General features: G+C 70.0%; 26 protein-coding genes. 14 read left to right on the top strand and 12 right to left on the bottom strand.

The features are described from left to right. From VG296_RS23265 to VG296_RS23240, 6 genes are all read right to left on the bottom strand, one after another. Positions 1 to 657 (bottom strand): TIR-like protein FxsC (locus tag VG296_RS23265; protein ID WP_325569055.1); only part of this gene is annotated, 657 nt, incomplete at its 3' end. Between the two features lie 115 nt (positions 658 to 772). Further along, positions 773 to 1,564 carry an AAC(3) family N-acetyltransferase gene (locus VG296_RS23260; protein ID WP_325569053.1) on the bottom strand — a complete coding sequence of 264 codons (792 nt, stop codon included), beginning with the start codon at positions 1,562 to 1,564 and terminating at the stop codon, positions 773 to 775. A 38-nt stretch (positions 1,565 to 1,602) separates the two neighbouring features. After that, positions 1,603 to 3,990 carry an FxsB family cyclophane-forming radical SAM/SPASM peptide maturase gene (locus tag VG296_RS23255; RefSeq protein WP_325569051.1) on the bottom strand — a complete coding sequence of 796 codons (2,388 nt, stop codon included), beginning with the start codon at positions 3,988 to 3,990 and terminating at the stop codon, positions 1,603 to 1,605. A 163-nt stretch (positions 3,991 to 4,153) separates the two neighbouring features. Continuing rightward, the gene (locus tag VG296_RS23250; protein ID WP_325569049.1) at positions 4,154 to 4,309 is read right to left on the bottom strand and encodes a hypothetical protein; all 156 of its coding nucleotides are present in this window, start codon (positions 4,307 to 4,309) and stop codon (positions 4,154 to 4,156) included. 381 nt (positions 4,310 to 4,690) lie between these two features. After that, positions 4,691 to 5,644, bottom strand: a complete 954-nt coding sequence (locus VG296_RS23245; protein ID WP_325569047.1) for a helix-turn-helix transcriptional regulator — start codon at positions 5,642 to 5,644, stop codon at positions 4,691 to 4,693. Between the two features lie 87 nt (positions 5,645 to 5,731). Then, entirely contained in the window at positions 5,732 to 6,910 is a 1,179-nt protein-coding gene (locus tag VG296_RS23240) for a GGDEF domain-containing protein (RefSeq protein WP_325569045.1), read from the bottom strand. 276 nt (positions 6,911 to 7,186) lie between these two features. Between VG296_RS23240 and VG296_RS23235 the strand changes: the two genes are divergently transcribed. Genes VG296_RS23235 through VG296_RS23225 form a run of 3 tightly spaced genes read left to right on the top strand, consistent with a single transcriptional unit; the run spans position 7,187 to position 9,212 of the window. Continuing rightward, on the top strand, positions 7,187 to 8,146 hold the full coding sequence (locus tag VG296_RS23235; protein ID WP_325569043.1) for an ABC transporter ATP-binding protein: 960 nt from the start codon (positions 7,187 to 7,189) through the stop codon (positions 8,144 to 8,146). Further along, the gene (locus VG296_RS23230) at positions 8,143 to 8,883 is read left to right on the top strand and encodes an ABC transporter permease (RefSeq protein WP_325569042.1); all 741 of its coding nucleotides are present in this window, start codon (positions 8,143 to 8,145) and stop codon (positions 8,881 to 8,883) included. The genes VG296_RS23235 and VG296_RS23230 overlap by 4 nt, the downstream gene beginning before the upstream one ends. 11 nt (positions 8,884 to 8,894) lie before the next feature. Beyond that, positions 8,895 to 9,212 (top strand): hypothetical protein, encoded by a 318-nt coding sequence (locus VG296_RS23225; protein ID WP_325569040.1) that lies wholly within the window; start codon positions 8,895 to 8,897, stop codon positions 9,210 to 9,212. Between the two features lie 8 nt (positions 9,213 to 9,220). On the opposite strand, the gene VG296_RS23220 is transcribed toward VG296_RS23225, so the two are convergent. Then, positions 9,221 to 10,276 (bottom strand): PP2C family protein-serine/threonine phosphatase, encoded by a 1,056-nt coding sequence (locus VG296_RS23220; RefSeq protein WP_325569038.1) that lies wholly within the window; start codon positions 10,274 to 10,276, stop codon positions 9,221 to 9,223. A gap of 248 nt (positions 10,277 to 10,524) precedes the next feature. Here VG296_RS23220 and VG296_RS23215 point away from each other — a divergent pair, with 248 nt between their 5' ends. Continuing rightward, positions 10,525 to 11,373 (top strand): alpha/beta hydrolase family protein, encoded by an 849-nt coding sequence (locus tag VG296_RS23215; RefSeq protein WP_325569036.1) that lies wholly within the window; start codon positions 10,525 to 10,527, stop codon positions 11,371 to 11,373. 5 nt (positions 11,374 to 11,378) lie between these two features. On the opposite strand, the gene VG296_RS23210 is transcribed toward VG296_RS23215, so the two are convergent. After that, complete coding sequence (locus VG296_RS23210; RefSeq protein ID WP_325569034.1) at positions 11,379 to 13,358, bottom strand: S53 family peptidase; 1,980 nt, start codon at positions 13,356 to 13,358, stop codon at positions 11,379 to 11,381. A 62-nt stretch (positions 13,359 to 13,420) separates the two neighbouring features. Beyond that, positions 13,421 to 14,017 carry a DUF2269 family protein gene (locus VG296_RS23205; protein WP_325569032.1) on the bottom strand — a complete coding sequence of 199 codons (597 nt, stop codon included), beginning with the start codon at positions 14,015 to 14,017 and terminating at the stop codon, positions 13,421 to 13,423. Positions 14,018 to 14,154: 137 nt separating this feature from the next. Between VG296_RS23205 and VG296_RS23200 the strand changes: the two genes are divergently transcribed. The 5 genes from VG296_RS23200 (at position 14,155) to VG296_RS23180 (ending at position 18,347) form a co-directional block, all read left to right on the top strand. Next, entirely contained in the window at positions 14,155 to 15,333 is a 1,179-nt protein-coding gene (locus VG296_RS23200; protein WP_325569030.1) for a sensor histidine kinase, read from the top strand. Further along, entirely contained in the window at positions 15,330 to 15,992 is a 663-nt protein-coding gene (locus tag VG296_RS23195; protein ID WP_325569028.1) for a response regulator transcription factor, read from the top strand. Before VG296_RS23200 ends, VG296_RS23195 begins: the two co-directional genes overlap by 4 nt. A 238-nt stretch (positions 15,993 to 16,230) precedes the next feature. Beyond that, positions 16,231 to 17,127, top strand: coding sequence for an ABC transporter ATP-binding protein (locus tag VG296_RS23190; RefSeq protein WP_349259671.1), 897 nt, complete (start codon positions 16,231 to 16,233; stop codon positions 17,125 to 17,127). Then, positions 17,124 to 17,936 (top strand): hypothetical protein, encoded by an 813-nt coding sequence (locus tag VG296_RS23185; RefSeq protein WP_325569024.1) that lies wholly within the window; start codon positions 17,124 to 17,126, stop codon positions 17,934 to 17,936. The genes VG296_RS23190 and VG296_RS23185 overlap by 4 nt, the downstream gene beginning before the upstream one ends. Positions 17,937 to 17,960: 24 nt before the next feature. After that, positions 17,961 to 18,347: a hypothetical protein gene (locus VG296_RS23180; RefSeq protein ID WP_325569022.1), complete on the top strand. Its 387-nt coding sequence runs from the start codon at positions 17,961 to 17,963 to the stop codon at positions 18,345 to 18,347. Here VG296_RS23180 and VG296_RS23175 read toward each other — a convergent pair. Beyond that, a complete protein-coding gene (locus VG296_RS23175) occupies positions 18,344 to 19,573 on the bottom strand; it encodes an FAD-dependent monooxygenase (protein WP_325569020.1) in 1,230 nt (409 codons plus the stop codon). The two genes, VG296_RS23180 and VG296_RS23175, sit on opposite strands and share 4 nt — an antisense overlap. 124 nt (positions 19,574 to 19,697) lie before the next feature. Between VG296_RS23175 and VG296_RS23170 the strand changes: the two genes are divergently transcribed. Together VG296_RS23170 and VG296_RS23165 are read left to right on the top strand one after the other, a co-directional pair. Beyond that, a complete protein-coding gene (locus VG296_RS23170) occupies positions 19,698 to 20,318 on the top strand; it encodes a TetR/AcrR family transcriptional regulator (protein WP_325569018.1) in 621 nt (206 codons plus the stop codon). A 29-nt stretch (positions 20,319 to 20,347) separates the two neighbouring features. Further along, positions 20,348 to 21,175: an LLM class F420-dependent oxidoreductase gene (locus tag VG296_RS23165; RefSeq protein ID WP_325569016.1), complete on the top strand. Its 828-nt coding sequence runs from the start codon at positions 20,348 to 20,350 to the stop codon at positions 21,173 to 21,175. 32 nt (positions 21,176 to 21,207) lie between these two features. Here VG296_RS23165 and VG296_RS23160 read toward each other — a convergent pair whose 3' ends face one another. Next, positions 21,208 to 21,408, bottom strand: coding sequence for a hypothetical protein (locus tag VG296_RS23160; protein ID WP_325569014.1), 201 nt, complete (start codon positions 21,406 to 21,408; stop codon positions 21,208 to 21,210). Between the two features lie 127 nt (positions 21,409 to 21,535). Between VG296_RS23160 and VG296_RS23155 the strand changes: the two genes are divergently transcribed. Further along, complete coding sequence (locus tag VG296_RS23155) at positions 21,536 to 22,045, top strand: hypothetical protein (protein ID WP_325569012.1); 510 nt, start codon at positions 21,536 to 21,538, stop codon at positions 22,043 to 22,045. Between the two features lie 210 nt (positions 22,046 to 22,255). Here the strand turns inward: VG296_RS23155 and VG296_RS23150 are convergent, their stop codons facing one another. Next, positions 22,256 to 22,699, bottom strand: coding sequence for a MarR family winged helix-turn-helix transcriptional regulator (locus VG296_RS23150; RefSeq protein ID WP_325569010.1), 444 nt, complete (start codon positions 22,697 to 22,699; stop codon positions 22,256 to 22,258). A gap of 316 nt (positions 22,700 to 23,015) precedes the next feature. Here VG296_RS23150 and VG296_RS23145 point away from each other — a divergent pair, with 316 nt between their 5' ends. Both VG296_RS23145 and VG296_RS23140 read left to right on the top strand, forming a co-directional pair. Next, positions 23,016 to 23,891: an SDR family oxidoreductase gene (locus VG296_RS23145; protein WP_325569008.1), complete on the top strand. Its 876-nt coding sequence runs from the start codon at positions 23,016 to 23,018 to the stop codon at positions 23,889 to 23,891. After that, a partial coding sequence (locus VG296_RS23140) for a hemerythrin domain-containing protein (protein WP_325569006.1) occupies positions 23,888 to 24,314 on the top strand: 427 nt, incomplete at its 3' end. The genes VG296_RS23145 and VG296_RS23140, both read left to right, overlap by 4 nt.

Here is a 24,314-nt window from a genome sequence, read left to right as displayed (position 1 = left end):
GGTGGACCGGCCCGGCGCGGGAAAGGCGGGCGTAGCCCAGGAAAGCGCGTCCTCCGTGGCCACCGGCGGCGCCTCGGTGTGCCCGCGTCGCACGATCTCCTTGGCCAGCAGCCGCACCACCTCGCGGTACGCGCGCTCGTGCAGCCGGATCAGCTCGAACAGGCCGAGGCGGAGATAAAGATCGTTGGACAGCAACGGATTCGGCCGCACCCGATGCGCGCACGCCGGCCAATCCTCGCGCCCCGGCCGAGTCCACAGCACGGGCACGACCGACTCGCCGTCGTCCCCGGTTCGGGCGCGGCGCAACTGTCTTCGCTGCTCGAACACCGTCCATTCCCGGCCGCACTGCTCATCGTCGAAGTAGTCGTCCCCATACAGGGGAACGAATATTCGACAACTGGCGAGATTGCGCGCGGTGAGCGTTTCCGGGCTCGAACCCGGCGGCACGTGGTCGGCGATGAAGCCATGCCGCAGGCCGGCGTCCAGCGCGCGGATCTCCGCGGCCAGCTCGTGGAAGAAGCGCTTGACCCAGTAGTCCGGGTCCGAACGGTCCCCGCGCAGCGGTGCGACCCTGGAATAGCTGAGGAAGAACGTTGGGCCGAAGGCATCGAACTCCGCCGGTGACGACGGCGCCGATTCCGGAGAGTTCGGCCCCATGGATCATCCTCTCGGTGGCCCCGTACGCAAGATCCGGTTCGTGACAGCTCTTCCACTATAGGGCTGGAGAGATGTACGAAACAGGGGGCGCATTGCGGCGCGCGACCGGAGCGAATCAGCGTGCGAATCGCAAGTCGGGCAGGTGCTTCGCGGCGAAGTCCGCAGCTAGGGCCAGCGGGAACAGCCGGGCACTGGCCGCCCCGACGCCACCCCCACGCACGGCCGCGGAGTGCGTATGTTCGAATCGCGCGCCGAGCTCCGTGAAATCGAAGTCCTGATATGAGAGGCCTTTGAAATCCAGCCAATCCTCGCCGATCTTGCAGCGGTACGGCCGCCACTCCGGCAGCGCCCGGTCCTCGCCGAGGTGGAAGGCCGTGCACTTGTCGAAGCCGACCCCGAGGAGCAGGACGCCGGCATCGAGCCTGGCCAGCAGGCCGAGCGGCGACTGGGGCCCGAGTAGACAGTCGAGCGGATGCTCGGTGCACAGCTCCGCCGCGTGCGCGCCCACGGCGGCGAAGGAGCTGATCGGGTGCGGGCTGCGGTGTGCCCGCGGGTGTGTGCGCACCGATTCGGCGAGCGCGCCCATGCCTTCGGAGGGGGAGATGGCCGGATCGAAGCCCTTGATCCCGCCTCGATGGGCCTCGAGTTCGGCTTCGTCCAGATCGGCGACGGCCGCGCGGTACTCGGCGGAACTCTCCGAGTTCGAACCTGTCTGAGTGGGAACCACCAGCGTGCCGCGCCGCTCATCGATGACGTCGAGCAGCGCCTCGCGCACGGTGTCGGCACCGCCTTCCACCCAGCCGATCCGGCGCAGCGAGCAGTGCACGAGCACGGTCATGCCCGCGCTCAGCCCGAGCCCGGCCAGCTCCTTCCGGAGCCGGCCGCGGTCCATCGGCTCCGCCGCCATCTTGGCAGAGTACTGCTTTACAGGGGATTCGCCCTCCATCAGTCGCCCGCCGCGGCGTTTTCGTAGGTCGAACGGTGCTCGTCACTCTTCCGGACCGCCTCGGTCTGCGCCTCAGCCCCGACCGGGACCTCCAGCCACGGAGCCACTGTCTCCCGCAGCCGCGCCACCAGCCGGGCGCCGTGCTCGGTCAGCGACCCGGAGCCTTCGAGCTGCCCGACCGCTTCCCAGGTCTGCGCCCGCCAACGGGCGAAGTGCACGGCGGCTTTCGCGTCGCCGCGCTCCGCCCACCGGCGCCAGAAGTCGACGACGGCCACATGTGCGTACGTGCCCTGCAGCAGTCCCTCGAGCGGCCGCGGATCCTTGCGCCACGGCGCGTAGTAAAGCCGCGTGTCGGACTCGTCGTAGAGGTCGAACAGGTCGAGTACGGCGCCCAGCTTCACATGCTGGAATTCGTGAATCAGCAACAGCGCCAGGACATCGGGCTCCGGCGGCAGCGCCAGACCGAGCGCGCCGAACGCCTGGCGCGCCGTCCCGCTCGCGGCGTGCCCGTCCGGCGAGGGCATCAGGGGCATGATCACCCGAAGGCCGGCCGCCAGACCGGGTGCGTACTCGGGATAGTGCTTCTGGATGAGGCGCCAGGCGCCGCTGTACGCGGAACCCCACTGCGCCAGTTCGTCCGCCGCGAGCCGCGAAGCGGGCCGCAGCTGGAAGGCGTCGCGCTGCTCGTCGATGTCCTCCAACAGGACCCTCGGCCCGTCCTCGCCACCGCCGAGGTAGTGGGACTCCGCAAGGCTGCGCGTCGGCCTGCCGCCCTCGCCGACTGCCGCATGACCCCCGCCGGTCGCGATCCGCCCGATACCCGGCAGGTATACGGCCGCGGTGTCCGGCGGCACGGGCAGTTCGACGGCGAGCCCGGCGCGCGAAGCTGCGGCGAGGACGTAGCCGGTGAAGGTGGCGGGATGCGTCGACACCGGGTCGGCGACCGCGCTGAACGCCCAAGCGCGGAAGAACGGGTGCGCGATGGTCTCCGCGACGGCGGCCGGGTGGTCGGAGTCGAGAACCTGCAGGAATTCCCATGCCACCGCGGCCTCGAGCGTCTGCTCGGCCAGGGCCTGGCCGCAGGCCGCGAGCAGCGAGCGGTTGATGCTCGCCTGTGCCACGGCCAGTTCCCCGATCGCGGCGGCGTCCCCGAACCCCGCGGCCAGTTGGTCGAAACGCGCGGTGCTGAGCGTAAGGCGTTCCGACGCGACCATCGCGGCGCTCTCCGTCTTCTCGATCGTCTGGATGAGCGAGAGCAGGTCCGCGCAGTACACGGTGGGATTCCGGAACGCCGCGGCCGGATCGCCGGGATCCTCCTCGGCCCCGCGGTATCTGTGTGCGTACAGACCCCCGCCGCAGCTGGCGAGCACGGGGCAGGAGCGGCACTGGGCGGACAATCCCTCCGGGCCGCTCTGCCGCGCGAAGATCCGCGCGTTCGCGCCGGCCGCCGACAGCGGGTGCTCCTGCACCGTGAGTCCGGTGTCCACGGCCCCGTCGAAGGCCACCTTGAGCGAATCAGCCTGTTCAATCGAACCGTCGGTCTCGATCACCAGCAGGTCGCTGGGGGCCACGCCGAGGGCCTCGGTCAGCGGCGGGCCGCCGTGCAGGGTGGAGTGGATCGAGTCGAACAGCCGAATGCCGAAGGGGCGGCCATCGGTGTTCCACGCGCGGTAGATCTCCAGCAGCCACGCGGCGTACGCGGGATCGAAGGCGGTCGAGGGGCGGGCGATGGCGTCCGGTCGCGGCGGCGGGCTGTCCCAGGTCGCGTGTGGAAGCAGTAGATCGATCCGGGGCGGTTGCTCGGCGGCCATGGCGCGGTAGACCGCGACCGGGTCGTTGGCGATGTCGATCGTGCAGAGGATTCCCGCGTAGAGGTGCCGGTACCGGGGTGTCCGGAGCAGCGCAAGGGCAGCGAGGACCTGGGCGTGGCTCGATTTCCCGTTCGCGTAACGGCGGTGCCGGTCATTCGCGCCGGCATCGCCATCGAGCGATACCCCCACCTTGACGTGGAATTCCGCGAACAGCCGGCAGAACCGCTCGTCGAGCTGCACGCCGTTGGTGTGGATGCGCAGGTCGAGGCGCGGCGGCTTGGGCAGCGCCAGCAAGGGCTCGCGCACCGCCCCGATGATCTCGCGCAGCCGGTCCACCCCGGCCAGTAACGGCTCGCCCCCGTGCATGATCACGCGAACCAGGTCGAGCCCGTTCTCCCCCGCGTGCTCGGCGATCCGCCGACCCACCGCCGCGGCCGTCTCGCGGCTCATCACCATGGGCTGCGAGCGCCAGCCCTGATCTACGGCCTCGTACATATAGCAGTGGTCGCAAGCGAGATCGCAGCGCGAGTGGACCTTGAGGACGAACTGCCTGAACGGGGCGAAGCGCGCGGTCACGGAACCCAACCCTCGAAGGAGATGCAGTCCGGCAACCTCGGCGGTGTCCGCCGAGGTTGCCGGTATTGCCGCAATCCTAAAGCGTCGCGCGCCGATCTGATGGTGTTTCTGAGCAACAAAAACTGCGGTGTCGCCCTGTCAGATCCGCGAAATGCGCCCGTCTCTAGAGAGAGGCGTTGAAGGCCGCGACGGCGACCTTGCCCGAGTCGGCCGGGCGCAGCCGGTCGAGCGTCTCGGGTGCCGACAGCCGGCCGAGCGGGGCCTGGCGGACGTCGGTCAGGGCGGAAGTCATGGCGGACTTCTCAGCGGTGGTGTCCATGATGGTCCTACTCCTCTCAAACGCACAGCGTGGCCGGTACTTGTCGGCGACGGGTCGTAACAGGACCTGAAGCGTTCATGATCATTGATCTTGATTGGCAATGATCACCGGTAAGTTGCAGGTACAGTATCACCAGTCTGCAACCGTACGTAAAGCCTGCTCGGCGCCATTGAGCCGCTCGGCTGATCCGAAGTCTGCAATTGCGCCATTCGAGTGGACGTACGCTGTAGTCCTGCGTCTCAGCGACGCCTGGGCAGGGGTCTTTGCCTTGCCGACGCGGCGTCGCCACAATCGCCGCGAGGCCATGATCTAAGGGCCCTGAAGGCCGCCCCGCGTCATTTTTTCCAAGGAAGAATTGGCCGGAGATGGCATCAGAGATCTTTATTGCCCGGACGGCGCCGTTCGCGGAAAATCTGCAGCCGCCGGCCGCTTAACGTTGAAATTCTCGGCCTCCAGGGTCGCCGCCCAGCTGGCGAGGAGGTTGAGGCCGTCGTGCGAGGGGGTGCCGGGCTCGGCGCTGTAGGCGATCAGCACCAGGCCGGGGTCCGCGGGGAGTTCCATGGCGTCGTAGGTGAGGTCGAGGTCGCCGACGGCGGGGTGGTGGAGGTTCTTGGCGCCGGTGCGGTGGAAGCGCACGTTGTGGGTGGCCCAGCGGGTGCGGAAGACCTCGCTGCGAGTGGAGAGTTCGCCGACGAGGTCCTGCAGCGGCTTGTCGTGCGGGTCGATGCCCGCCTCGCTGCGCAGCACGGCGACGACGTCGTTGGCCACGCCGCTCCAGTCGCGGTAGTACTCGCGGGCGGCGGGGTCGAGGAAGAGGAAGCGGGCCAGGTTCGGCGGGCGGGTCTGGTCCTCGAAGACCGGGGACATCAGGGCGCGGCCGAGCCGGTTGTAGCCCATGACGTCGAACCTGTGGTTGCGCGCGTAGGCCGGGACTGTGGTCATCGCGTCCAGGATCCGCTGCACGCTCGGGCGTACCCGCGGGCGCGCCACGTTGCGGGAGCGGGAACCGCTACCTCTGGACGACGCCGACGCCCGTGCCGCCGCGCCGGACGCGTTCACCGCGTTCGCGAGGTCGAACAGGTGCGCGCGTTCCGCTTCGTCGAGTCGCAGGGCCCGAGCGAGCGCCTCGAGGACGCTGTCCGACACGCCCTTCGCGTTCCCCCGCTCAAGCCGCACGTAGTAGTCCACTGACATGCCCGCCAGCAGCGAGACCTCCTCGCGGCGCAGCCCGGGCACGCGCCGGTTCCCGCCGTAGACCGGCAATCCGGCCTGCTCGGGGGTGAGCCGGGAGCGGCGGGAGGTCAGGAAGTCGTGGAATTCGGTACGCGCATCCATGACCACCACGGTACGTCGGATCCTCCCCGGCAAGGGGGTACCAGCTTTACCCGGTTCGATCCGCGCCTTGCCCGTTCGATCCGCGCCTTACGCACGATCCGCGAGCGTCAGCAGATGGTCCACGCCGGCCCGTGAACGCTTGTGCGCATACATCTCCCGATCGGCGCGGTCCAGCAACTCCTCGACCCGCCGGGCCGGCGAGACCGGACCCTCGTGCGCGGCCTCGCAGACCAGCCCCAATGAGGACGTGACCCGCAGGCGCAGCCCCAAGGCCTCCACGGGCTCGGCCGAGAACGCCTCACCGATGCGCTGCAACAGCTTCGACGCCGCGGGTTCTTGCACGTCCGCGGCCACGACGACGAATTCGTCGCCCCCGATCCGGGCTACGCACGCCGCGTCCGCCAGGCTCCGCGCCAGTCGATGCCCCGTCACCCGCAGCACCTCGTCGCCGACCGCGTGCCCGTGCGTGTCATTTACCTGCTTGAAATGGTCGAGGTCACAGAACACGACCGCCACCGGGGTCTGCGCGGCCAGCAACTCCGCCAACCGCTCCTCCAGCATCACGCGGTTGGCCAGGCCGGTCAGCGGGTCGCGGCGCGTTTCCGAGCGCAGGTGCGTCTCGCGCGCGCACTGCTCGGTGAATGCCGCGTGCAACTCGGCCTTCTCGCGCTCCAGCGTCTCCATGGCCCGCAGCGCCTGTTCGTGCCGACGCGCGTTGAGGATCGCGATCACGGCCTGCTCGGCGAAGACCTCGAGGATCTCGTTGACCCAGGGCGCCGGGATGCGGCCGCCGCGTGGCTGGTCCATGGACAGCATCCCGACGAGCTCGCCGTCCGGCGCGTACAGCGGCGCGTTCAACTCGTAGTCCGGCAGCCAGGCGTCCGGAACATCGAGTGGCTCGAATTCGGGCCAGTAGGTGGTGATGCCCTCGGTCGTGTCGGGGCCGCGCCGCAGCCGCAGCGACCCCCACTGCTCGCCGCCGGCCAGGTGCTCCTCCAGCGCGGCACGTTGGCAGGTCGTGTTGAGCAGCGCCGCCTGCGCCTCGGGTGTGCCGACGACGGTGATGGTGTGCAGCTCGGCCGCGTTCGGCTCTTTGGCGACCGTGACGGCGATCTCCTGGTACGGCGTCGAGGTGGTCACGCCGTCCGCGATCGCCTGGAGCGTGGCCTGCAGTCCCGCGGCGGTGTGCACGGTTCGCAAGGCCTGCTGGACGGCGGCGAGCGCCGACAGCGGAATCGGCACCTCCGCACCCGCGCCCTGGCTCACCGCGCCGCGCTCCCTTCAACCGCCGCCGCATATGTCCCTCCGGGCTGGCAACTCTACCCTCGGACGCGGCCACCAGGGGTGATCTGCTCGCGCTGAAAGGCGGTCAAACAGCTGCTGCCAAGCGGCTGCCGTGCGAAGAATCCGCTTACCCGGAACGAGCGCGACCATCGCGCTGCTCACAAAGAAGGGCACGGGCGCCACCGAGGGCGCCGTCGCCATCCACCAGCAGGTCCCGACCCGTTGACCCCGGTATAGCAAAGTGATATCACTTAAAGTGTGAGTACGGAGCGAACCACCGGCCCGGCGCTGGTCGTGCAGAACCTGACCAAGCGCTTCGGGGAGCGCACGGCGTTCTCCGAGGTGTCCTTCGAGGTCGCGTACGGCGAGGTGTTCGGGTTCCTCGGACCCAACGGCGCCGGCAAGACCACCACGGTGCGCACCCTCGGCACGCTGATCGCGCCGACCTCGGGCGCCGCGACCGTCGCCGGTCTGCCGTTGAGCGCCGACAACGGCGTGGCGATCCGCAGCCGGATCGCGGTGATGCCCGAGTCTCCGGGGCTCTACCTGCGGCTGAGCGTCGCCGAGAACCTCAGCTACTTCGCCGGGCTGTACGAGTTGCCGGACCGGCGGGCCCGCATCGAGCGGGCTCTCCGGTCGGTCGGGCTCGAGCACCGCGCGGACGACCTGTGCCGATCGCTGTCCAAGGGCTTGCGGCAGCGTGTCGGCCTCGCCCGAGCCCTGCTGACCGACCCGCAGGTGCTCTTCCTCGACGAACCCACGTCGGGCCTCGACCCCGTGGCGGCCCGCGAGGTGCACGACCTGATCGACGCGCTGCGCAAGCGCGGTGTGACGATCTTCCTGACCACGCACCGGCTGGCCGAGGCGGAGCAGCTGTGCGACCGCGTGGGCATCCTGAACACGACCCTGCGGATGATCGGACGGCCGGACGAGCTGCGTGAGCAGCTTTTCAGTAAGAGCATTGAGATCCGCACCCGCGCGCCGCTCGCCGATCCCGACGAGGTCTTCGCAGCCTTGCCCGGCGCGGAAGGCTGGCAGCGGTCCGAGGACGGCGCATACGTCCTCTCGGTCACGGACGCCGACACCGCCGCACCCGCGGCGGCCCGCGCCCTCGTGACGGCCGGAGCGGACCTGCTCGCCCTCACCCCGATCCGTCACTCGCTCGAAGACGTCTATCTCCAGCTGATCGACACCGATGTGGAGGCGCAGCAGCGATGATCAGGACCCTGAGCGTCACCCGCATCCGGGCCGTCGTGGTGAAGGAGCTGCGCGACTACCGCCGCAACCGTTTCATCGCATCGAGCATGGCGATCATGCCGATCCTCTTCATGATCGCGCCGATCGTGACCATCTTCTCGCTGCCCGCCGACGCCGCCTCGAACAAGCTCAATGCGGGGATCGGGGTCTCGCTGCTCTACCTCACCCTCATCCCGGCGCTCGTGCCCGCGTTCGTCTCCTCGTACGCGGTCGTCGGCGAGCGGGAGCAGGGCACCCTCGAACCCGTGCTGACCACGCCGTTGCGCCGCGAGGAACTCCTGATCGGCAAGGCCTTGGCCGCCTACGTGCCCACCCTGGCGATCTCCTACACGATGTACGGGATCTTCCTCGCGTGCGCCGGGATCTTCGCCCACCAGAACGTCGCCGACGACGTCTTCCAGGCCGGCCGGATCCTCGCGCAGATCCTGTTCACCCCGCTGCTCGCCGGCTGGTCGATCTGGGCCGGGATCGCCATCTCCACCCGCACCAGCGACGTACGCGTCGCCCAGCAGCTGTCCAGTCTCGCCAGCTTCCCGCCGCTGGCGGTCACGGCCCTGATGGGCTTCGGCGTCATCACCCCGAGCCTCAAGATCGCCCTCGTCCTCGGCGCCGCGCTCCTCGCGATCGACCTCGCCGCGGGCAGACTCGTCGCGTCGATATTCGACCGCGAACGCCTGATCACCGGAACCAAAGCCTGAAGGAGGCCACCATGAGCGCAACACTGCTCCTCAACCGCCACATGCCGATGGCCGTGGCCCTCGTCGACCGCAGCCGCTCCTGGCAGATCCTGCTCGACGGCGATCCGGCCGGACAGATCGCACCCGACGGGAGCGTCGAGATCCCCGTCGCCCCCGGCCCGCACACCCTGCAGCTCACCTCGACCGACACGCGCCGCAGCCCCGAGCGCACGTTCACGGCCGAAGAGGAGTCCGTCACCGAGTTCGCCTGCCACGTCCAGCCCGTCTGGCCGCTGCTGCTCATGGCGCTCGCCCTCCCGCACCGTTGGATCGCCCTGAAGCAGCGTTAGAAGCAGCGTCAGCGGTAGCGCAGCAGCAGCATCGCGGCGTCGTCGGTAAGCGGACCGCACACATAGGCCTCGAGGTCGCGACGCACCGCCTCCAGCGCCTGCTCGGGATCCGGATGGCGCAGCAGGCCGACGCGTTCGGCGAGCGGATAGAACTCGCCGCGGCGATTGCGCGCCTCGGTGACGCCGTCGGTGTACAGCAGCAGTTGGTCGCCCGGATGCAGGGAGACCGAATACGGCACGGGCCGGTCCGGCCCGAGTGCGGCCAGGCCGAGCGGCGGGGCGGTCTGCGGCGGTTCGGCGAACACGACGGTTCCGTCGGCGCACGCCAGCAGCGGAGCGGGGTGTCCGTAATTCAGCAGGGTGACGCAGTGTTCGTCGTCGACCTCGACCAGGACGGCGGTGACGAACTCCTCGCCCTCCAGCCGCCGGTTCAGGGACCGTTCCAGCCGCTGGCCGACCTCGGCGAGCTTGGCCTCGTCCGGCGCGGCCTCCCGGAAGGCGCCGACCACGAGTGCCGCCGTCTCCACCGCCTCGAGCCCCTTGCCCTGGACGTCCCCGATGATCACTCTGGTGGTACGCGGCGCGGGAGCCACCTCGTACAGATCGCCCCCGATCCGTGCCGCCGCGGCCGCGGAGGTGTAGGACACGGCGATCCGCATCGGACCGGCCAGGGTCGGCACCGGGCGCAGCAGTACGCGCTGGGCGGTCTGCGCGATCGAACGCACGTCGGACAGTTCGTGCTCGATCCGCCGCCGCACCGCTCCCGCCGTGATCGCCGCCGCGGTCGTTCCGAGGACCGCGAACATCGCGGCGATCTGCCGTGACGTGCCCTCGATCCCGTTGTAGGCCGCGGAGAGCATGCACAGCGCGAGAGCCGTCGCACCGACCGCCAGCGCTCGTCGCGCCGAACCGGCCACGGAGGCGAACGCGGGGCCGAGGGAGTACAGCGCGAGCAGTCCCATCCGCGACGAGGTGGCCATGTTCGCGCCCGCGACCAGGAGCATCACGGCGAACGGCAGCGCCAGCAGGGCCCTCGGCCGGGCCGGCCACACTAGCCGCGTCACCGGTATCCGGACCAATCGTCCCACCTCGACTCGCGTCGCCCCCGGCCCCCCGGCTTGCGATCTCGGAGACTCGGCTCGCGCCCAGACTATCGAAGAACGCTGTGAAGCGTGGGGTCCGGCACCGCCATCGGGACCGAATTCCCGCCGGGACGATCCGCCTCGCGGAAAGTGTCCGACGGGAAACGTAGATTGGGTTTCGCGACGCGGACGCAGCGGCGTACCGGCACTACACAGGACTGGAGTGCGCGATGGGCGGCGAGAATCAGGCCGTGACCGGCATGGCGGCCGGTGTTCCCTACGTGGCGTGGCCACCCGCGCGTGTGGCACCTGGGCAAGCCGACGCGTTGATCGTTTCCTGGCATCTGAACGACCCGCCGCGCAGCGCGGCTGCCATGGCAGCCGCGCTGCCGCTTTCCGGCGTGAATGCGTGGCGGGTGTATCTGGACCTGCCGATGCACGGTCGACGACAGCTGCCCGGCGGGCTCAAGGAGTTCATGCAGCTGGGCTATCAGGACGCCGTGCTGCAGGCGTTCGAGCCTCAGGTCACGCAGGCGGTCGAGGAGTTTCCGGCGGTGCTCGCCGCGCTGCGCGGGCAGCTTCCGGTCGAGGGCGGGCCACTCGGCCTCGTGGGGGCTTCGATCGGCGCACTGCCCGCGCAGCTGGTGATGGCGGACCACAACGTGCGAGTCAACGCTGCGGCACTGGTCAGCCCGGTCATTCAGCTCGCGGAAGTCGTGGCCGTCAACGAGCGCCGATTCAACGTGACCTACCCGTGGAACGACACGTCGCGCGAAGTCGCCGCCAGGTTCGACCTGGTAGCCCGGGCCGCCGAGATCGCCGCCGGCGACCCGCAGCCCGCGCTCCTGCTGGTCACCGGCGCCGGGGACGACCCGGCATTCCCGCTCCAGACCCAACGGCTGCATGCCGAGCTTCAGCAGCTCTACCGCGATCCAGAGCACGTAGCCGTGACCAGCATCCGTGGCATGGCGCATGGCTTCGCCGCCGAGCCCGGCATCGAGCCGGCCCCGCAGACAGACGAGGCGCGCCTCGTCGACACCGCGATCACCGACTGGTTCAACCGCCACCTCAGTTCATAAGGGCCCTAATGCGCGCCCTTGCGCAGTGCGTTGATGAAGGCCGCGCCGTTCGGTGCGCCGATGCCGGTCATCGTGTCGTAGCCCTTGGCGGTGACCTGCGTCGTGTAGGACGGATCCTGGTAATCGAAGGTGTCGAGTGACGCGGGGTTGGATCCGTTGGCCGGGGAGTAGGCGTCCCGGTCCTGCTGCGGCATCGACGTGCCGACCGGCAGGATGTCGTGCAACGCCGAGGTGCCGGCCACGCTGTAGATCAGCGGATTGATGAAGCCGAAGGCCGACTTCTGGCCCTGCTGCGCATCGGCGACGAGACCGGCGACCAGCGGGCAGGCCAGGCTGGTGCCGGCGTTGACCTGCGTCTGGAAGGGCCCGGGCTTGCCCTTGGTCTCCGACTCGATGTAGCCGACGAGCATGCCGGTGTTCAGGTCGGCGTCGGCGGCGATGTCCGGCACCGCCCGGTCGACGACCGTCTTCTTCCCGACCGTGACATGCGACATCGAGGCCGGGACGACGCCCTTCTGATAAGCGGGCTGCGCGTACCGCAGGCTGGTGCCCCCGCCCGCGCCGCCGTCACCGCCGACGTCGCTCCACGCGCCGTTGTCCACGGACGCGAGGTCGTCGGACCAGCCGGTCTCGAACAGGCGCTCACTCTTCGACCCGATGCCGAGGGTGGTGCCGCCGACCGCCGTCACGAACGGGTCGGACGCGGTAGCGGCAAGACCGGGTGCGTCGCCGGAGGAGAAGTACATGCCGACGCCCTCGCCGGCGGCTCGCAGGTCGATCGCGTGCACGGTCTCCGGTGACACCGCGCCGTCCGGGATCTGCCACGAGTTGGATTCGATGGTGGCGCTCGGGTGGGCGCCGTTGCCCGTCAGCACGGAGAGCGCGGCGTCGAGCAGACCCTGGTTCTCATCACAGCCCGCCGCCGCGGTGACCATCAGCTGGTCGGCGCCGGGCGCCATCGTGTAGAGCGCCTCGGAGTCCATCTCCGACTCGTCGTTGTACCGCGGCTGATCCGCGGCGGCCGCGGGAGCGTCGGCGGCGGAACTGCCGACCGACGCGGCGCCACAGCTGCTCCCATTGCCCGCACTTCCCGCACTGCCCGCCTGCACCTGACGGAACTGGCTGGACGTCGGTGCCGGGAGCTTGTTGGCCTTCGCGAAGTCCGTCAGCGACTGGAACATCGCGATCGGCGCCTCATCCTCGATCATGGCGACGGTCTGGCCCTTGCCGGTGGCGGTCGTCGTCGCACCGTACGCGGCACGCAGTTGGTCGGCGGAGTACCCGCAGATCGGCAGCGAACCCGTGGTCAGGCCGTGGTAGGCCGGGTGGAAGCTCCGCACATACTGCGCCCAGTACTGGGCGCAGGTCGGCGACGGCGTGGCCGCGGTTTGCGAGGTGATCGGCGGCGCGCCGTCCAGCCCGGTCACCGCCTGCACGTCGGACGCCAGTGCGGTCGGCACGGACACGGCGCGGTCGTCGGCCTGGATCATCTCGGGCATTCCGGTCGCGCCCGTGACCCGGTACGTGTTGATCCGCACTTGGAGCGCCGCCTGGACCTTCGCCGCCGGTCCGGTCGCCGACACGTAGTCACGGCCGTCGCCGGCGTGCACATCGGTCAGGCCTTCCGAGGTCAGCCACGCCGCGACCGCCGCCGCGTGCACGGTGGTCGGACCGAACCTGGCGGTGTACGCGGCCGGGCTCAGGTAGTGGTGGAACTCGGGGTTGCCGGGCGTGGAGACGGCGTTGGCGAACGCGGTGGCGTCGGCCACGTCAGGGCTCAGCCACACCTGCACCGTCTCCCGCTGCGATGAGGACACCGCGCCGACAAGGGTCCCGGCCCGCGCGACCCGCGCCGCCGACCCGGGCACCTCGCTGGAGGCCGCCGCCGCTTGCGCGGTGCCGGGCACCCCCAGCACGACCGACGTGGCCGCCGCGACCGCGCCGACGGCCAGCGTCGCCACCGTGCCGCTCCAGGTCTTCCCCATCAGAGCCCTCCTACCTGTCAGACGCACCCGTGCACGCCCGGCCACTCGTCACATCACCCCTATCAGGACTGCCGAGGACCGCTCGTGGTTGAGATCTTCGCCGTCGCGCCGGCCGCCGCGCGTGCGCCACGCGCGGTGCGCCCCCAGGGCTTGTAGACGTTGATCGCGTTCACCGCGCACAGGACGACGAGCGCGATCGAGCTCGCGGTGACGATCTGCTGTCCAAGATCGCCCACCGCCGAGCCGGGATCGGCTGCGTTGCGGGCCAGTTCAGAGGCGCGAACGAGCCGCGGCCGCAGCGCGAACAGCACCGCCGTCGCGGCAATCGCGGTCAGCAGCAGCGAAAGCACGACCCAGTAGTGCCGCAGCAGTTTCCAGCGCGTGCCCAGCGAGATCGCGATCCCCGAGATCAGTGCGAGGAGCGGCAGCGGGATCAGTAGCACGTTCGCGACCGGTCCGAGGACGACGAAAGCCGAGCGCTGCGTCGTGGGATCGTGGCTGGTGGCGCCCAGTATCGCGAGCACGAGAACGCACAGGTCGACGCCGATCCAGCCGACCGAGGCGACAATGTGGACGGTAAGCACGCCGCGGCGTAGGCGCGGCCCGAAGACCCGATCCCTCGCTCGGCCGGTCTCCTTGGGCAAAGTCAGTTCCTGCATGCGGTCCAGCGTGTCGGGCGTCGTGTCGGCGGTCGTCAGGCGGCAGGCGGCAATCGGGGGTACGCACGTCGGCGTATCCGCGAATGCCGCCTGCCGCCTGACGACGCCGGAGGCGCGCGCATCGTAATCTCGGGGACATGACAGGCCGGAAGATCACGGATGCGCTGCGCCGGAGCGCGCCCGGCGGCTGGCGCCGCGACCTCACCCCGGCCGCGATCCTGACCGTCTTCTTCTTCCTGGCCAGCGGGCACAACAGGCCGCCCGCGGGCGGCCACGCGCTGGACGCGCTCGGGTACGTGACGATGGTGCTCGGCGGCGTGTCGATCGCGTTGTGCCGCCGGTTCCCGCGCACGGCCGTGATCCTGGTGGTCGCCGCGCTCAGCTGCTACGTCGGGCGCAGCTATCCGGACGGGCCGGTCTACCTCGCCGGGATCTACGTGCTGTTCTCGCTGGGCTGGCACACTCCGCGACGCACGTCCCTGTCGGGGGCCGCGCTGCTGCTCGTGGCGCTCACCGCCGCGGCGCTGGCCACTCAGCAGCACCTCACCGTCCTTCCGTTGGTCTTCGCGGGCTGGGCGGCCGCCGCGGTGCTGCTCGGCGAGGCCCTGCGCAACCGGCGCGCCTACCTGGACGGCGTCCGGGAGCGCACCCGCAGCGACGAGCAGACCCGGGTGGAGCAGGGCCGCCGCCGGATCGCGGAGGAGCGGCTGCGCATCGCCAGGGACCTGCACGACAGCGTCGGCCACGCGATGGCGATGATCAACGTCCAGGCCGCCGCCGGCGCGCACGTGGCCGACCAGCGGCCGGAGGCGGCCAAGCAGGCGTTGGTGGCGATCCAGCAGGCCAGCGGTGATGTGCTCGACGAGCTGACCTCGATGCTCAACGTGCTGCGCGCGGACGGCGAGGCGGCCGAGCGGATGCCGATGCCGGGGATCGCGGAGATCCGGCAGTTGGTGGCCGGCAGCGGCAATGCGCGGCTGCGGACCAGTATCGTCGTCGAAGGCCGAACCGAGGACGTTCCCGAGGCCGTCGGGACCGCCGCGTACCGCATCGTGCAGGAGTCGTTGACCAACGTGATCAGACACGCGGGAGCAGCGAGCGTGCAGGTCACCGTGCATGCCGAGGAGGACCGCGGCCTGCGCGTCGAGATCCGCGACGACGGAGCGGGCGCCGCGTCCCCGGCCGCGTCCTGCGGGAGCGGCATCGGAATCCGCGGCATGCGGGAACGGGCCGAATCGACCGGCGGACAGCTCGAGGCTGGACCCGCGCCGCGGGGCGGGTTCGTGGTGCGGGCCGACTGGCGGCCGCGCTCGTGATCCGCGTCCTGCTCGCAGACGACCAGCCGCTGGTGCGCGCCGGATTCGCGATGATCCTGGACGCCGAGGACGATATCGACGTCGTCGGCGAGGCCGATGACGGTGCCCGCGCCGTCGAGCAGGCGCGCCGGCTCAAGCCCGACGTGGTGCTGATGGACATCCGGATGGCGGGCGTCGACGGGCTCGAAGCGACCCGCCGCATCGTCGGCGACGAGAGCCTCGCCGCGGTGCGCGTGCTCGTGCTGACGACTTTCGAACTCGACGAGTACGTCTTCGACGCGCTGCGGTCCGGGGCGAGCGGCTTCCTGGTCAAGCACACCCAGCCCGCCGAGCTCATCCGCGCGGTGCGCGAGGTCGCCCGCGGCGAGGCGCTGCTCTCGCCGAGCGTGACCCGGCGGCTGATCGCCGAGTTCACCGCCCGGCCGGTCAGGCCCAAGCTCGTGCCGCCCATGATGAACGCGCTGACCGAACGGGAACGCGAGATCGTCGCCCTCGTCGCGCAGGGCCTGACGAACGACGAGATCGCGGCCGAGCTCGTGCTCAGCCCGGCGACCGCGCGCACCCACGTCAGCCGCGCGATGGTCAAGCTCGGGGCCCGCGACCGGGCGCAGCTCGTCGTGTTCGCCTACCAGTCCGGGCTGGTCCGCCCCGCCGAGTAGCGCGCCCGCGCGGCGGCGCTGGCGCACGGATAAATGCCGCACGGACGCATGCCGCACGGACGTACGCAGCGCTCGACCCGCTACGTCAGAGTACGTACGGCCAGGTGCCGACGCTCGCCCGACGACGTGTCAGGGCGCCGCGGCGAAGGTGGAGTAGCCGGATCCGAGCTGTTCGGGACCGGTCCACCGACCGCCCTACGGAGTCGCCATGACCTCGTCCGCCGCTACCTCGCCGCCGATGATCGAAGTCGCCGGCCTGACCAAGTCCTACGGTTCCTACACGGCCGTATCCGACCTCGACTTCACCGTCCAGGCCGGGTCCGTCACCGGATTCCTCGGCCCGAACGGGGCCGGCAAGTCGACGACGCTGCGCATGCTCGTCGGCCTGACCCCGCCCACCTCCGGCCGGTGCCGGGTGCTGGACACCGACTACCGCCTGCTGCCCAACCCGGGCCGGCACGTCGGCGTGCTGCTCGACGCCTCCGCCCAGCATTCCGGGCGCACCGGACGCGAGGTGCTCGTCATCGGCGCGATGACGATGGGTCTCGACATCCACCGGGCCGACGAGCTGATCGAGTTCGTCGGGCTCACCCAGTCCGAGGCGCGCCGGCGAGTCGGCAACTACTCGCTCGGCATGCGGCAGCGGCTCGGTGTGGCGCACGCGCTGCTCGGCGACCCGAGCGTGCTGATCCTCGACGAACCGGCCAACGGACTCGACCCGGCCGGCATCCACTGGATGCGCTCAGTGCTGCGCGCGTTCGCCGATCGCGGCGGCTGCGTGCTGCTCTCCTCGCACCTGCTGCGCGAGATCGAGGTGATCGCCGACCACCTCGTCGTGATCGGCCGCGGCCGGATCGTCGCACAGGGCGCCAAGGCCGACCTGCTGGCCACGACCGACACCTTCGCGCACAGCCAGGACGACCGCGTGTTCGCCGAGGCCCTGGGCAACGCCGGTTTCGCCGCGCGCCCCGGCACCGATGGGCTGCTGATCGCCGCGTCCACCCAGGACATCGCCCAGGTCGCCGCCGCGGCCGGAGTCGTCCTGCTCGAGCTGCGGCCCGCCGGGTCCGACCAGCTCGAAGACCTGTTCCTGCAACTGACCGCCGACGACGCCCGTGACGAGGTGGCACGATGACCGCGAGCCCCGCCCTGACCAACCTTCCGACCGCGGCCCTGGTGCGCCCGTCGCTGACCGGACCCGCCGGGGTGCCGTTCTCCCGGCTGCTGCGCACCGAACTGCGCAAGCTCACCGACACCCGCGCCGGCAAGTGGCTGGTGACGGTGATCATCGCGGTCACCCCGGTCATCGTGGTGATCACGCTGTTCACCTCGAAACCGAAGTCGCTGACCTACAGCAACCTCGTCGACCTCACCCAGACCCCGCAGGAGTTCCTGCTCCCGGCGCTCGGGCTGCTCGCCGTCACCACCGAATGGAGCCAGCGCACCGGACTGGTCACCTTCACCCTCGCGCCGCACCGCGGCCGGGTGCTGCGTGCCAAGGCCGCCGCCATCGGCGTGTTCGGTCTGCTGGCGATCGCCGTCGCGTTCGTCACCGCTGCCATCGGCAACCTGCTCGGCGAGGCGCTGCGGCACGGCAACGGCAGCTGGGCCTTCGGTTTCAGCGGGTTCCGCGACCTCATCGTCGTGCAGCTGGGCACCCTCGCCGAGGGATTCGCGTTCGGCATGCTCCTGCTGATCAGCTCCGCCGCGATCATCACCTACTACGTGTTGCCCACGATCACCGCGTTCGCGGTCAACGCGATCCCGTCGCTCAAGTCCGACAAGTCGTGGTTCGACCTGATCAGCGCCCAGAGCCCGCTCTACAACCACGAGATGACCGGCACGGCCTGGCTGCAGTGGCTCGTCTCCTTCACCATCTGGGTCCTGGTACCGGGCACGTTCGGCGTGCTCAGGGTGCTGCGCAGTGAGATCAAGTCCAGCTGACCAGGCGTCACGAAGGGAATTCCCATGTCCGTCAAGCTCACCAGCTCCGTCCCGGCCCGGATCGACGGCGCCGCACTGCTCCTCGCGATCGTCGGCATGATCATCCAGATCGCGGGCGGGGTGAAGTATCCGACCGTGCCGCCCGGCATCGTCATGCTCGCGGCCGCCGCGCTGCTCGTCACGCTCGTGCCCTGGAAGCCGCTGCGCCTGCTCGGCCTGCTCGTGCCGCTGTTCCTCCTGTTCGGCGGCATCATCTCGACGACCGGCCGGACCAACCTCAGCCACACCGACCCGTTCGGCCCCTTCATCGGCACCGCCATCCAGTTCGCCGGCCTCGCCGTCGGCGTGGTCGCCGGTCTGGCTGCCGTCGTCGAGTGGCGGCGCCGCGACCGTATGGTTCCGTCGACCTAGGATCCGGTGATCCGGGGAGGCTCCCAGGCGAGGACCGGGTCCAAGGAGCGCAGGACCGCGTCGGGGAGCAGCCGGTAGGCCGCGCGCACGGCCAGGTCGCGCAGTGCCACGCCCGGGCGTGACGCCGCTTGGGTGAAGGAGCCGATGCGGTGGGAGCGCCGGACGAGGTCGGCGCCGCGCGGCCGGCGCAGCTCGGTGTAACGCGACAGCGCGGTCGGTACCGACTGCCCCGGCTTCCCGCTCACCACGGCGGCGAGGGTCACCGCGTCCTCGAACGCCTGGCAGGCGCCCTGGCCCAGATGAGGGGTCATCGCGTGCGCCGCGTCGCCGAGGATGGCCACGCGACCCAGGTGGTAGGCCGGGAGCGGCTCGGCGATCTCGTAGACGTCGTGGTGCAGGATCGCCGCCGGATCGGCTGACGCGATCAGCTCGGGGATCGGGGCGTGCCAGTCGCCGAATCGCTCCAGGAGCTCGGCCCGCTCGCCGATGTCGTGCGCGGAGTCGGCGGTCTTCGTGGCCGCACGGTCGGCCGCGTAGGCGTAGATCCGCCCGTCGACGAGCGGAGTCACCCCGAAAACCCGGCCGTGCCCCCAGGTCTCGCCGGTGACGCAGGGTGCTGACGGCGCGGGGACGAGCATCCGCCAGGCGGTGAAGCCGCTGAAGCGCGGTCCGCCGTGGTCGGGGAACAGTGCCTTGCGAAGGGCCGAGTCGACACCGTCGGCGACGACGACGAGGTCCGCTTCCAGCGTGCCGCGCTCGGTCAGCAGGCGAGCAGGGGTGTGGTCGTCACCGGGATCGATGCCCGTCGCCGCGGTGCCGAGCCGGATCGCGTCATCCGGGAGGCTGCGCGCGAGCAGCTCGTGGAGGGTTGAGCGCAGTGCCAGCACGACCGGTTCACCGAACCTGCGCACGATCGCCTCGCCGCTGGTGCGGCTCAGGACGCGTCCGTCGGGTCGCCGCACCACCGCGTCGCCCTGGATCGCGGCGAGCGCACGCACCGCATCGCCGAGGCCTACGACGTCGAGCGCCCGCAGCCCGTTGGCCGCGACCGCGAGACCCGAACCGACCGGCTGAAGTTCGGCGGCACGCTCGCAGACGGCGACCGACCACCCCTGTTGATGCAGTGCGACGGCCGCGGTCAAGCCCCCGAGGCCCGCCCCGGCGATGACCGCCCGCGGCCGATCGGCCCCGTCCGCACTGCCCGAGTAGTGCTCAGCGTTCGACATGGCTGCCGCTCCCGTCCCGTTCCATCCCGTTCCGCGACTACATCGCTACTACAGCCGTAGTGATACTACGAATGTAGTTCTACGCCACTACGTCCGTAGTAGTCAACCGGTTAGGCTCTATCGCATGACCGACCCCCGGCCGCCGCGCTCCCGTCCCGACATCATCGGCGACACCGCCATCGCCCTCCTCGCCGAGCGCGGCCTGCGCGGTCTGACCCACCGCGCCGTCGACGAGGCGGCCGGACTTCCCCCCGGATCGACCTCGAATCACGCACGCACCCGCAGCGCACTGCTCGAAACCGCCTTCGCGCGCCTCGTCGAACTCGAGAAGGCCGCGATGGCGCCCGCCGTCGGCCGCGAGGCGACAGTGCTGCCCACCGGGGTCGACGCCATCGCCGCGGCCGTCGCCCAACTGCTGCACCAGACCCTGACGCAGCGCCGCGCGCAGACCCTCGCCCGGTTCGAACTCGCGCTGGAAGCCACGCGCCGCCCCGAGCTGCGCGAGATCTACGACGCGGCCGGCGCGGCATTCCGCGAGCCTGCCGTCCAGCTCGTCACCCTGCTGGGCGCGGCCGACCCGGAGCGCCAGGCGCGTGCCTTCATCGCCTGGTGCGAAGGAGTGCTCTTCGACTCCCTGGCGGGCGCGGGCTCGCGCAGGACCCCGACCGCGCAGGAACTCGAGCACGGTCTCAAGGAACTCCTGAACGGAATGCTCACGGCAGGTCCGGACGCCGAACGGGAATAGCTCGAGCGGCGGCCGGGGTTGCCGCGAGTATGACGACTGAGGATCTGGGCCGGGTCGCGATCTGGGCGCCCTACATGCACGTGAACCCGCAAGCCGCGAGCGAGCTGGAGCAGCTCGGCTACTCGGCGGTCTGGCTCGGCGCGTCCCCCGCCGCCGGGCTGGAGATGGTGGATCCGCTGCTGGACGCGACCGAGCGGCTGGTCGTCGGCACCAGCATCGTCAACATCTGGGCCTCGGCGCCCGGGCCGGTGGCGGAGTCCTTCCACCGGCTCGAGGCGAAGTACCCGGGCCGGTTCGTGCTCGGCATCGGCGCGGGGCACCCGGAGGCCACGTCGGACTACCGCAAGCCGTACGAGGCGCTGGTGGACTACCTCGACGAACTGGACGAGCACGGCGTGCCCGTGGAGCGACGTGCGTTGGCCGCGCTGGGGCCGCGCGTTCTGGAGCTGGCCCGCACCCGTACGGCCGGGGCGCTGCCGTACCTCATCACCCCCGAGTACACGCGCGGCGCGCGGGAGCTGCTGGGCCCCGACACGCTGCTGGTGGCCGAGCAGAAGATCGTGCTCGACGACGACGCCGCGCGGGCCCGCGAGACCGCCCGCCCGCGCGTCGGGATGTACCTTCGGCTGTCGAACTACGTCGCCAACCTGAAGCGCATCGGCTTCGGCGCCGAGGATCTGGAATTCCCCGGCAGCGACCGGCTCATCGACGCGCTGGCCGTGCACGGCGATCTCGACGCGGTCGCCGCCGGGCTGAGCGCGCACCTCACAGCGGGCGCGGACCAGGTCGCCATCCAGGTGCTGTCCCCGGACAACGACATCCTGCCCGCGGCGCGCGCCCTCGCCGGCAAGGTCTGAGCAACGGCGCATAACAAGTCACAAGTCCCCGCTCAGGGCGTATTGCGCTTACCGCGCGACGTGCGCCAAGCGGTGAACAGCAGGAACAGTCCGATGATCAGCACGACGGCGCCCAATCCCGCGTAGGCCGGGTGCCCGGACATCATCGACCCCTTCGCGGCCCCGGCGCCCTGGGCGATCCACAACACGCCCACAGCACTCAGTACCAGCCCTGCGATCAGGCGGATCCACATCGGGAAGTTCCTCTCCGTCGTCGACACCACGGTACGTCGAACATGACACGTACACGCCGAGACTACGGTTCAAGCGACCGCTACCGCGTCCGTCGCTGACGCGACTCGGGTGCTGGAGGAGAAGGTCATGAACTATCACGGTCTGGTCAAGCAACTCGACCTGCCCGCCGGGTGGAACGCCCCCGCCGAGCTGGCATTTGACGACATCCGCGCCCGGGCGATCAGCCGCGCCGACAACGACGAGGATGTGCGGGGCATCAACGCCAGTATCGAGCTCATCCGGCGGACCCGCGGCGGTAGCTGGCCGACAGAGCCTGTCAGCGTCGACTTCAACTACGTCGATGAGGTCTGGCACGAATGTGAGTTCCGCGACGGCGGCTCGTTCACCTACGCCGTGTACGACTCCAGCGGCCACTACCTCGGCTGCTGCTATTTCTACCCGATGGGGCGACGGGCTCCCCTCACCGAGGAACTGATCGAATACGAGGTCGACGTCAGCTGGTGGGTCACGCCGGACGCCTACGAGCACGGCTACTACACCAAGCTGTACGCCGCGCTCCGGCACTGGTTAGACACGGCATTTCCGTTCACGAAGGCCTACTACTCGAACCTCGAAATCCCCGATCCGACCGCGTGAAGGGGCGGCGACTACACGAGAGTGGTCCGGGCACCTTGCATCGTGTCGTGGCAACCGTTCGCCCATCGTCGGTAGATAGTCAGAATCATTGACGAAGTTAGTCGGTAGAGCTGACTGTGTCAAAGCGGAGTCGCAGTCTACTGACGCCCGTCGGCCCCGGCAGTTCGGCGCGAACGGGACTCCGGGACGGACGGCTCGGCGCGGCCGGGTCTACCGCGCGTAGGGGTCGGTGATCTCGCGGAGTTGATCCAGGATCTGGTGCAGCAACGTGAAGTTGCGGGTGCCCAGGTAGGTCTTCCACTCCGAGAGGATCTCGTCGAGTGTCGCCATGGCCACCTCGACCGCCCGCCGGCCGCGCCGCTCGATCACGATCAACCGGGCGCGGCCGTCCGTGGGGTCGGGGACCCGGCGGACATAGCCCAGGCGTTCCAGTTGGTCGACCATCACGCTGGCGCTCTGCTTGGTCATTTGCGCCTGGTCAGCAAGGTCTGTGAGGCGCGAGCCGTCCGGGGCGACGCGTTGGAAGACCCGGCACTGGGCGAGGGTCCAGTCGTCGAACCCGGCATCCCGCAGGGCCCGAAAAATCCGGTCCTCGGTGTACCGATACGGGATGAACAACAGCGTTCCCAGATCAACCTGCTGCTCGTCGTCCATGCCGCTTTCGCCTCCGTCGCCCACCTGATCCCACGAGGTACACACCCTACGTCAACGCTGCCGAGCCGGATCGCCGCCGACCCGACCGCGGCGGCGCGTGCGGAGCGGTGAGCTCCGCGCGCGCAATCTGCCCCTCGGTGGCCTCGCACCTGCCGCTGTTGCGTTCGGCGCCACCGTGTGCCTAAAGTAGTAACGAAAGCTGACTAGTTCGTCCGACGGCGGCTGGAGCTGGCGAACCCCATCAGTCACCCGGCACTGACGATCTTCGCTCACGCCGTAATTCGTTCACGCAGCACCCCTATCGAAGGGATTTACCATGTCCACTGTCATCACCGGCGCATCAGGTCACCTCGGCCGACTCGTCGTCGGTCAACTCCTCGCCGCCGGAACGCCGCCGGAGCAGATCGTGGCCACCGGCCGAGACATCGACAAACTCGCCGACCTCGCACAGGACGGGGTCGCGGTGCGGCGCGCGGACTTCGCCGACCCGAGCACGCTCGACGACGCATTCGCCGGCGCCGAAGCGATGGTGCTGGTCTCGACGACGACGGTCGGTGAGCGTTTCGACAACCACCGCAACGCCATCGACGCGGCGCGGCGAGCGGGTGTGTCCAGGATCGTGTACACCAGCATCGTCAACGCCTCGACCGCGCGCATGACGCTCGCCGACGAACATCGCCGCACGGAGGACTACCTGCGTGAGAGCGGTTCGGCGTTCGTCATCCTGCGCAACGGATGGTACTTGGAGAACTACACCGACCAGCTCCCGATGATCACCAAGTACCACGCACTGTTGGGCAGCGCGCGCGACGGTCTGGTCAGCGCGGCCAGCCGACGCGACTACGCGGCTGCCGCCGCCGCGGTGCTGACGCAGGACGGGCACCTCGGAGCGACCTACGAACTCGGTGGAACACCGTTCACCCTGACCGAACTCGCCGCCACGATCAGCGACGTGCTCGGCACCCACATCGCCTACCAGGACATGCCGGTCGCCGACTACACCGCCACCCTGACCGCTGCGGGACTGCCCGCAGAGATGGCCGCCACAGTCGCTGACGCCGATGCCGGCCTGGCTCGCGGAGAGCTGTTCACCGCCAGCGACGACCTGGTCAAGCTCATCGGCCGACCGACAACCACCGCACACGAAGCCGTCCAGAACGCCGCCGCCACGACCATCGAGGAGTCACGGTGAGCACCTCCGGACCCGGTGTCGATACCCACGAGATGGTTCTGATCCACCGCGTCATCCGGCGCGAGTTCGGTCAGCTCCCGCGACTGTTCCGCTCCGCGGCCAATGACCGTGCACGATCCAAGGTCATCGGCGCGCATGCCCGGGAGATGGTCGACTTCCTCCACACACACCACACCGGCGAGGACGAGCTGCTCTTCCCGCTGCTGCGCGAGCGAGCTGCGCTCGATCCGGAACTGATGGACCGGATGGATGCGCAGCACGCGCAGGTCAACGCCGCCGTCACGGCCATCAGCGCGGAGCTGCCGACGTGGACGGCGACCGCGGACGCGGCCGCCGGCGAGCGGATGGCGGCCCTGATCGATGCCGCGATGCCGACACTGATCGATCACCTGGCTGAGGAGGAGTGGGAACTGCTCCCGATCG

The organism is Actinospica sp. (assembly GCF_035552695.1).
Lineage (GTDB): Bacteria > Actinomycetota > Actinomycetes > Streptomycetales > Catenulisporaceae > Actinospica.
This window is presented reverse-complemented; position numbering and strand designations above follow the sequence as displayed.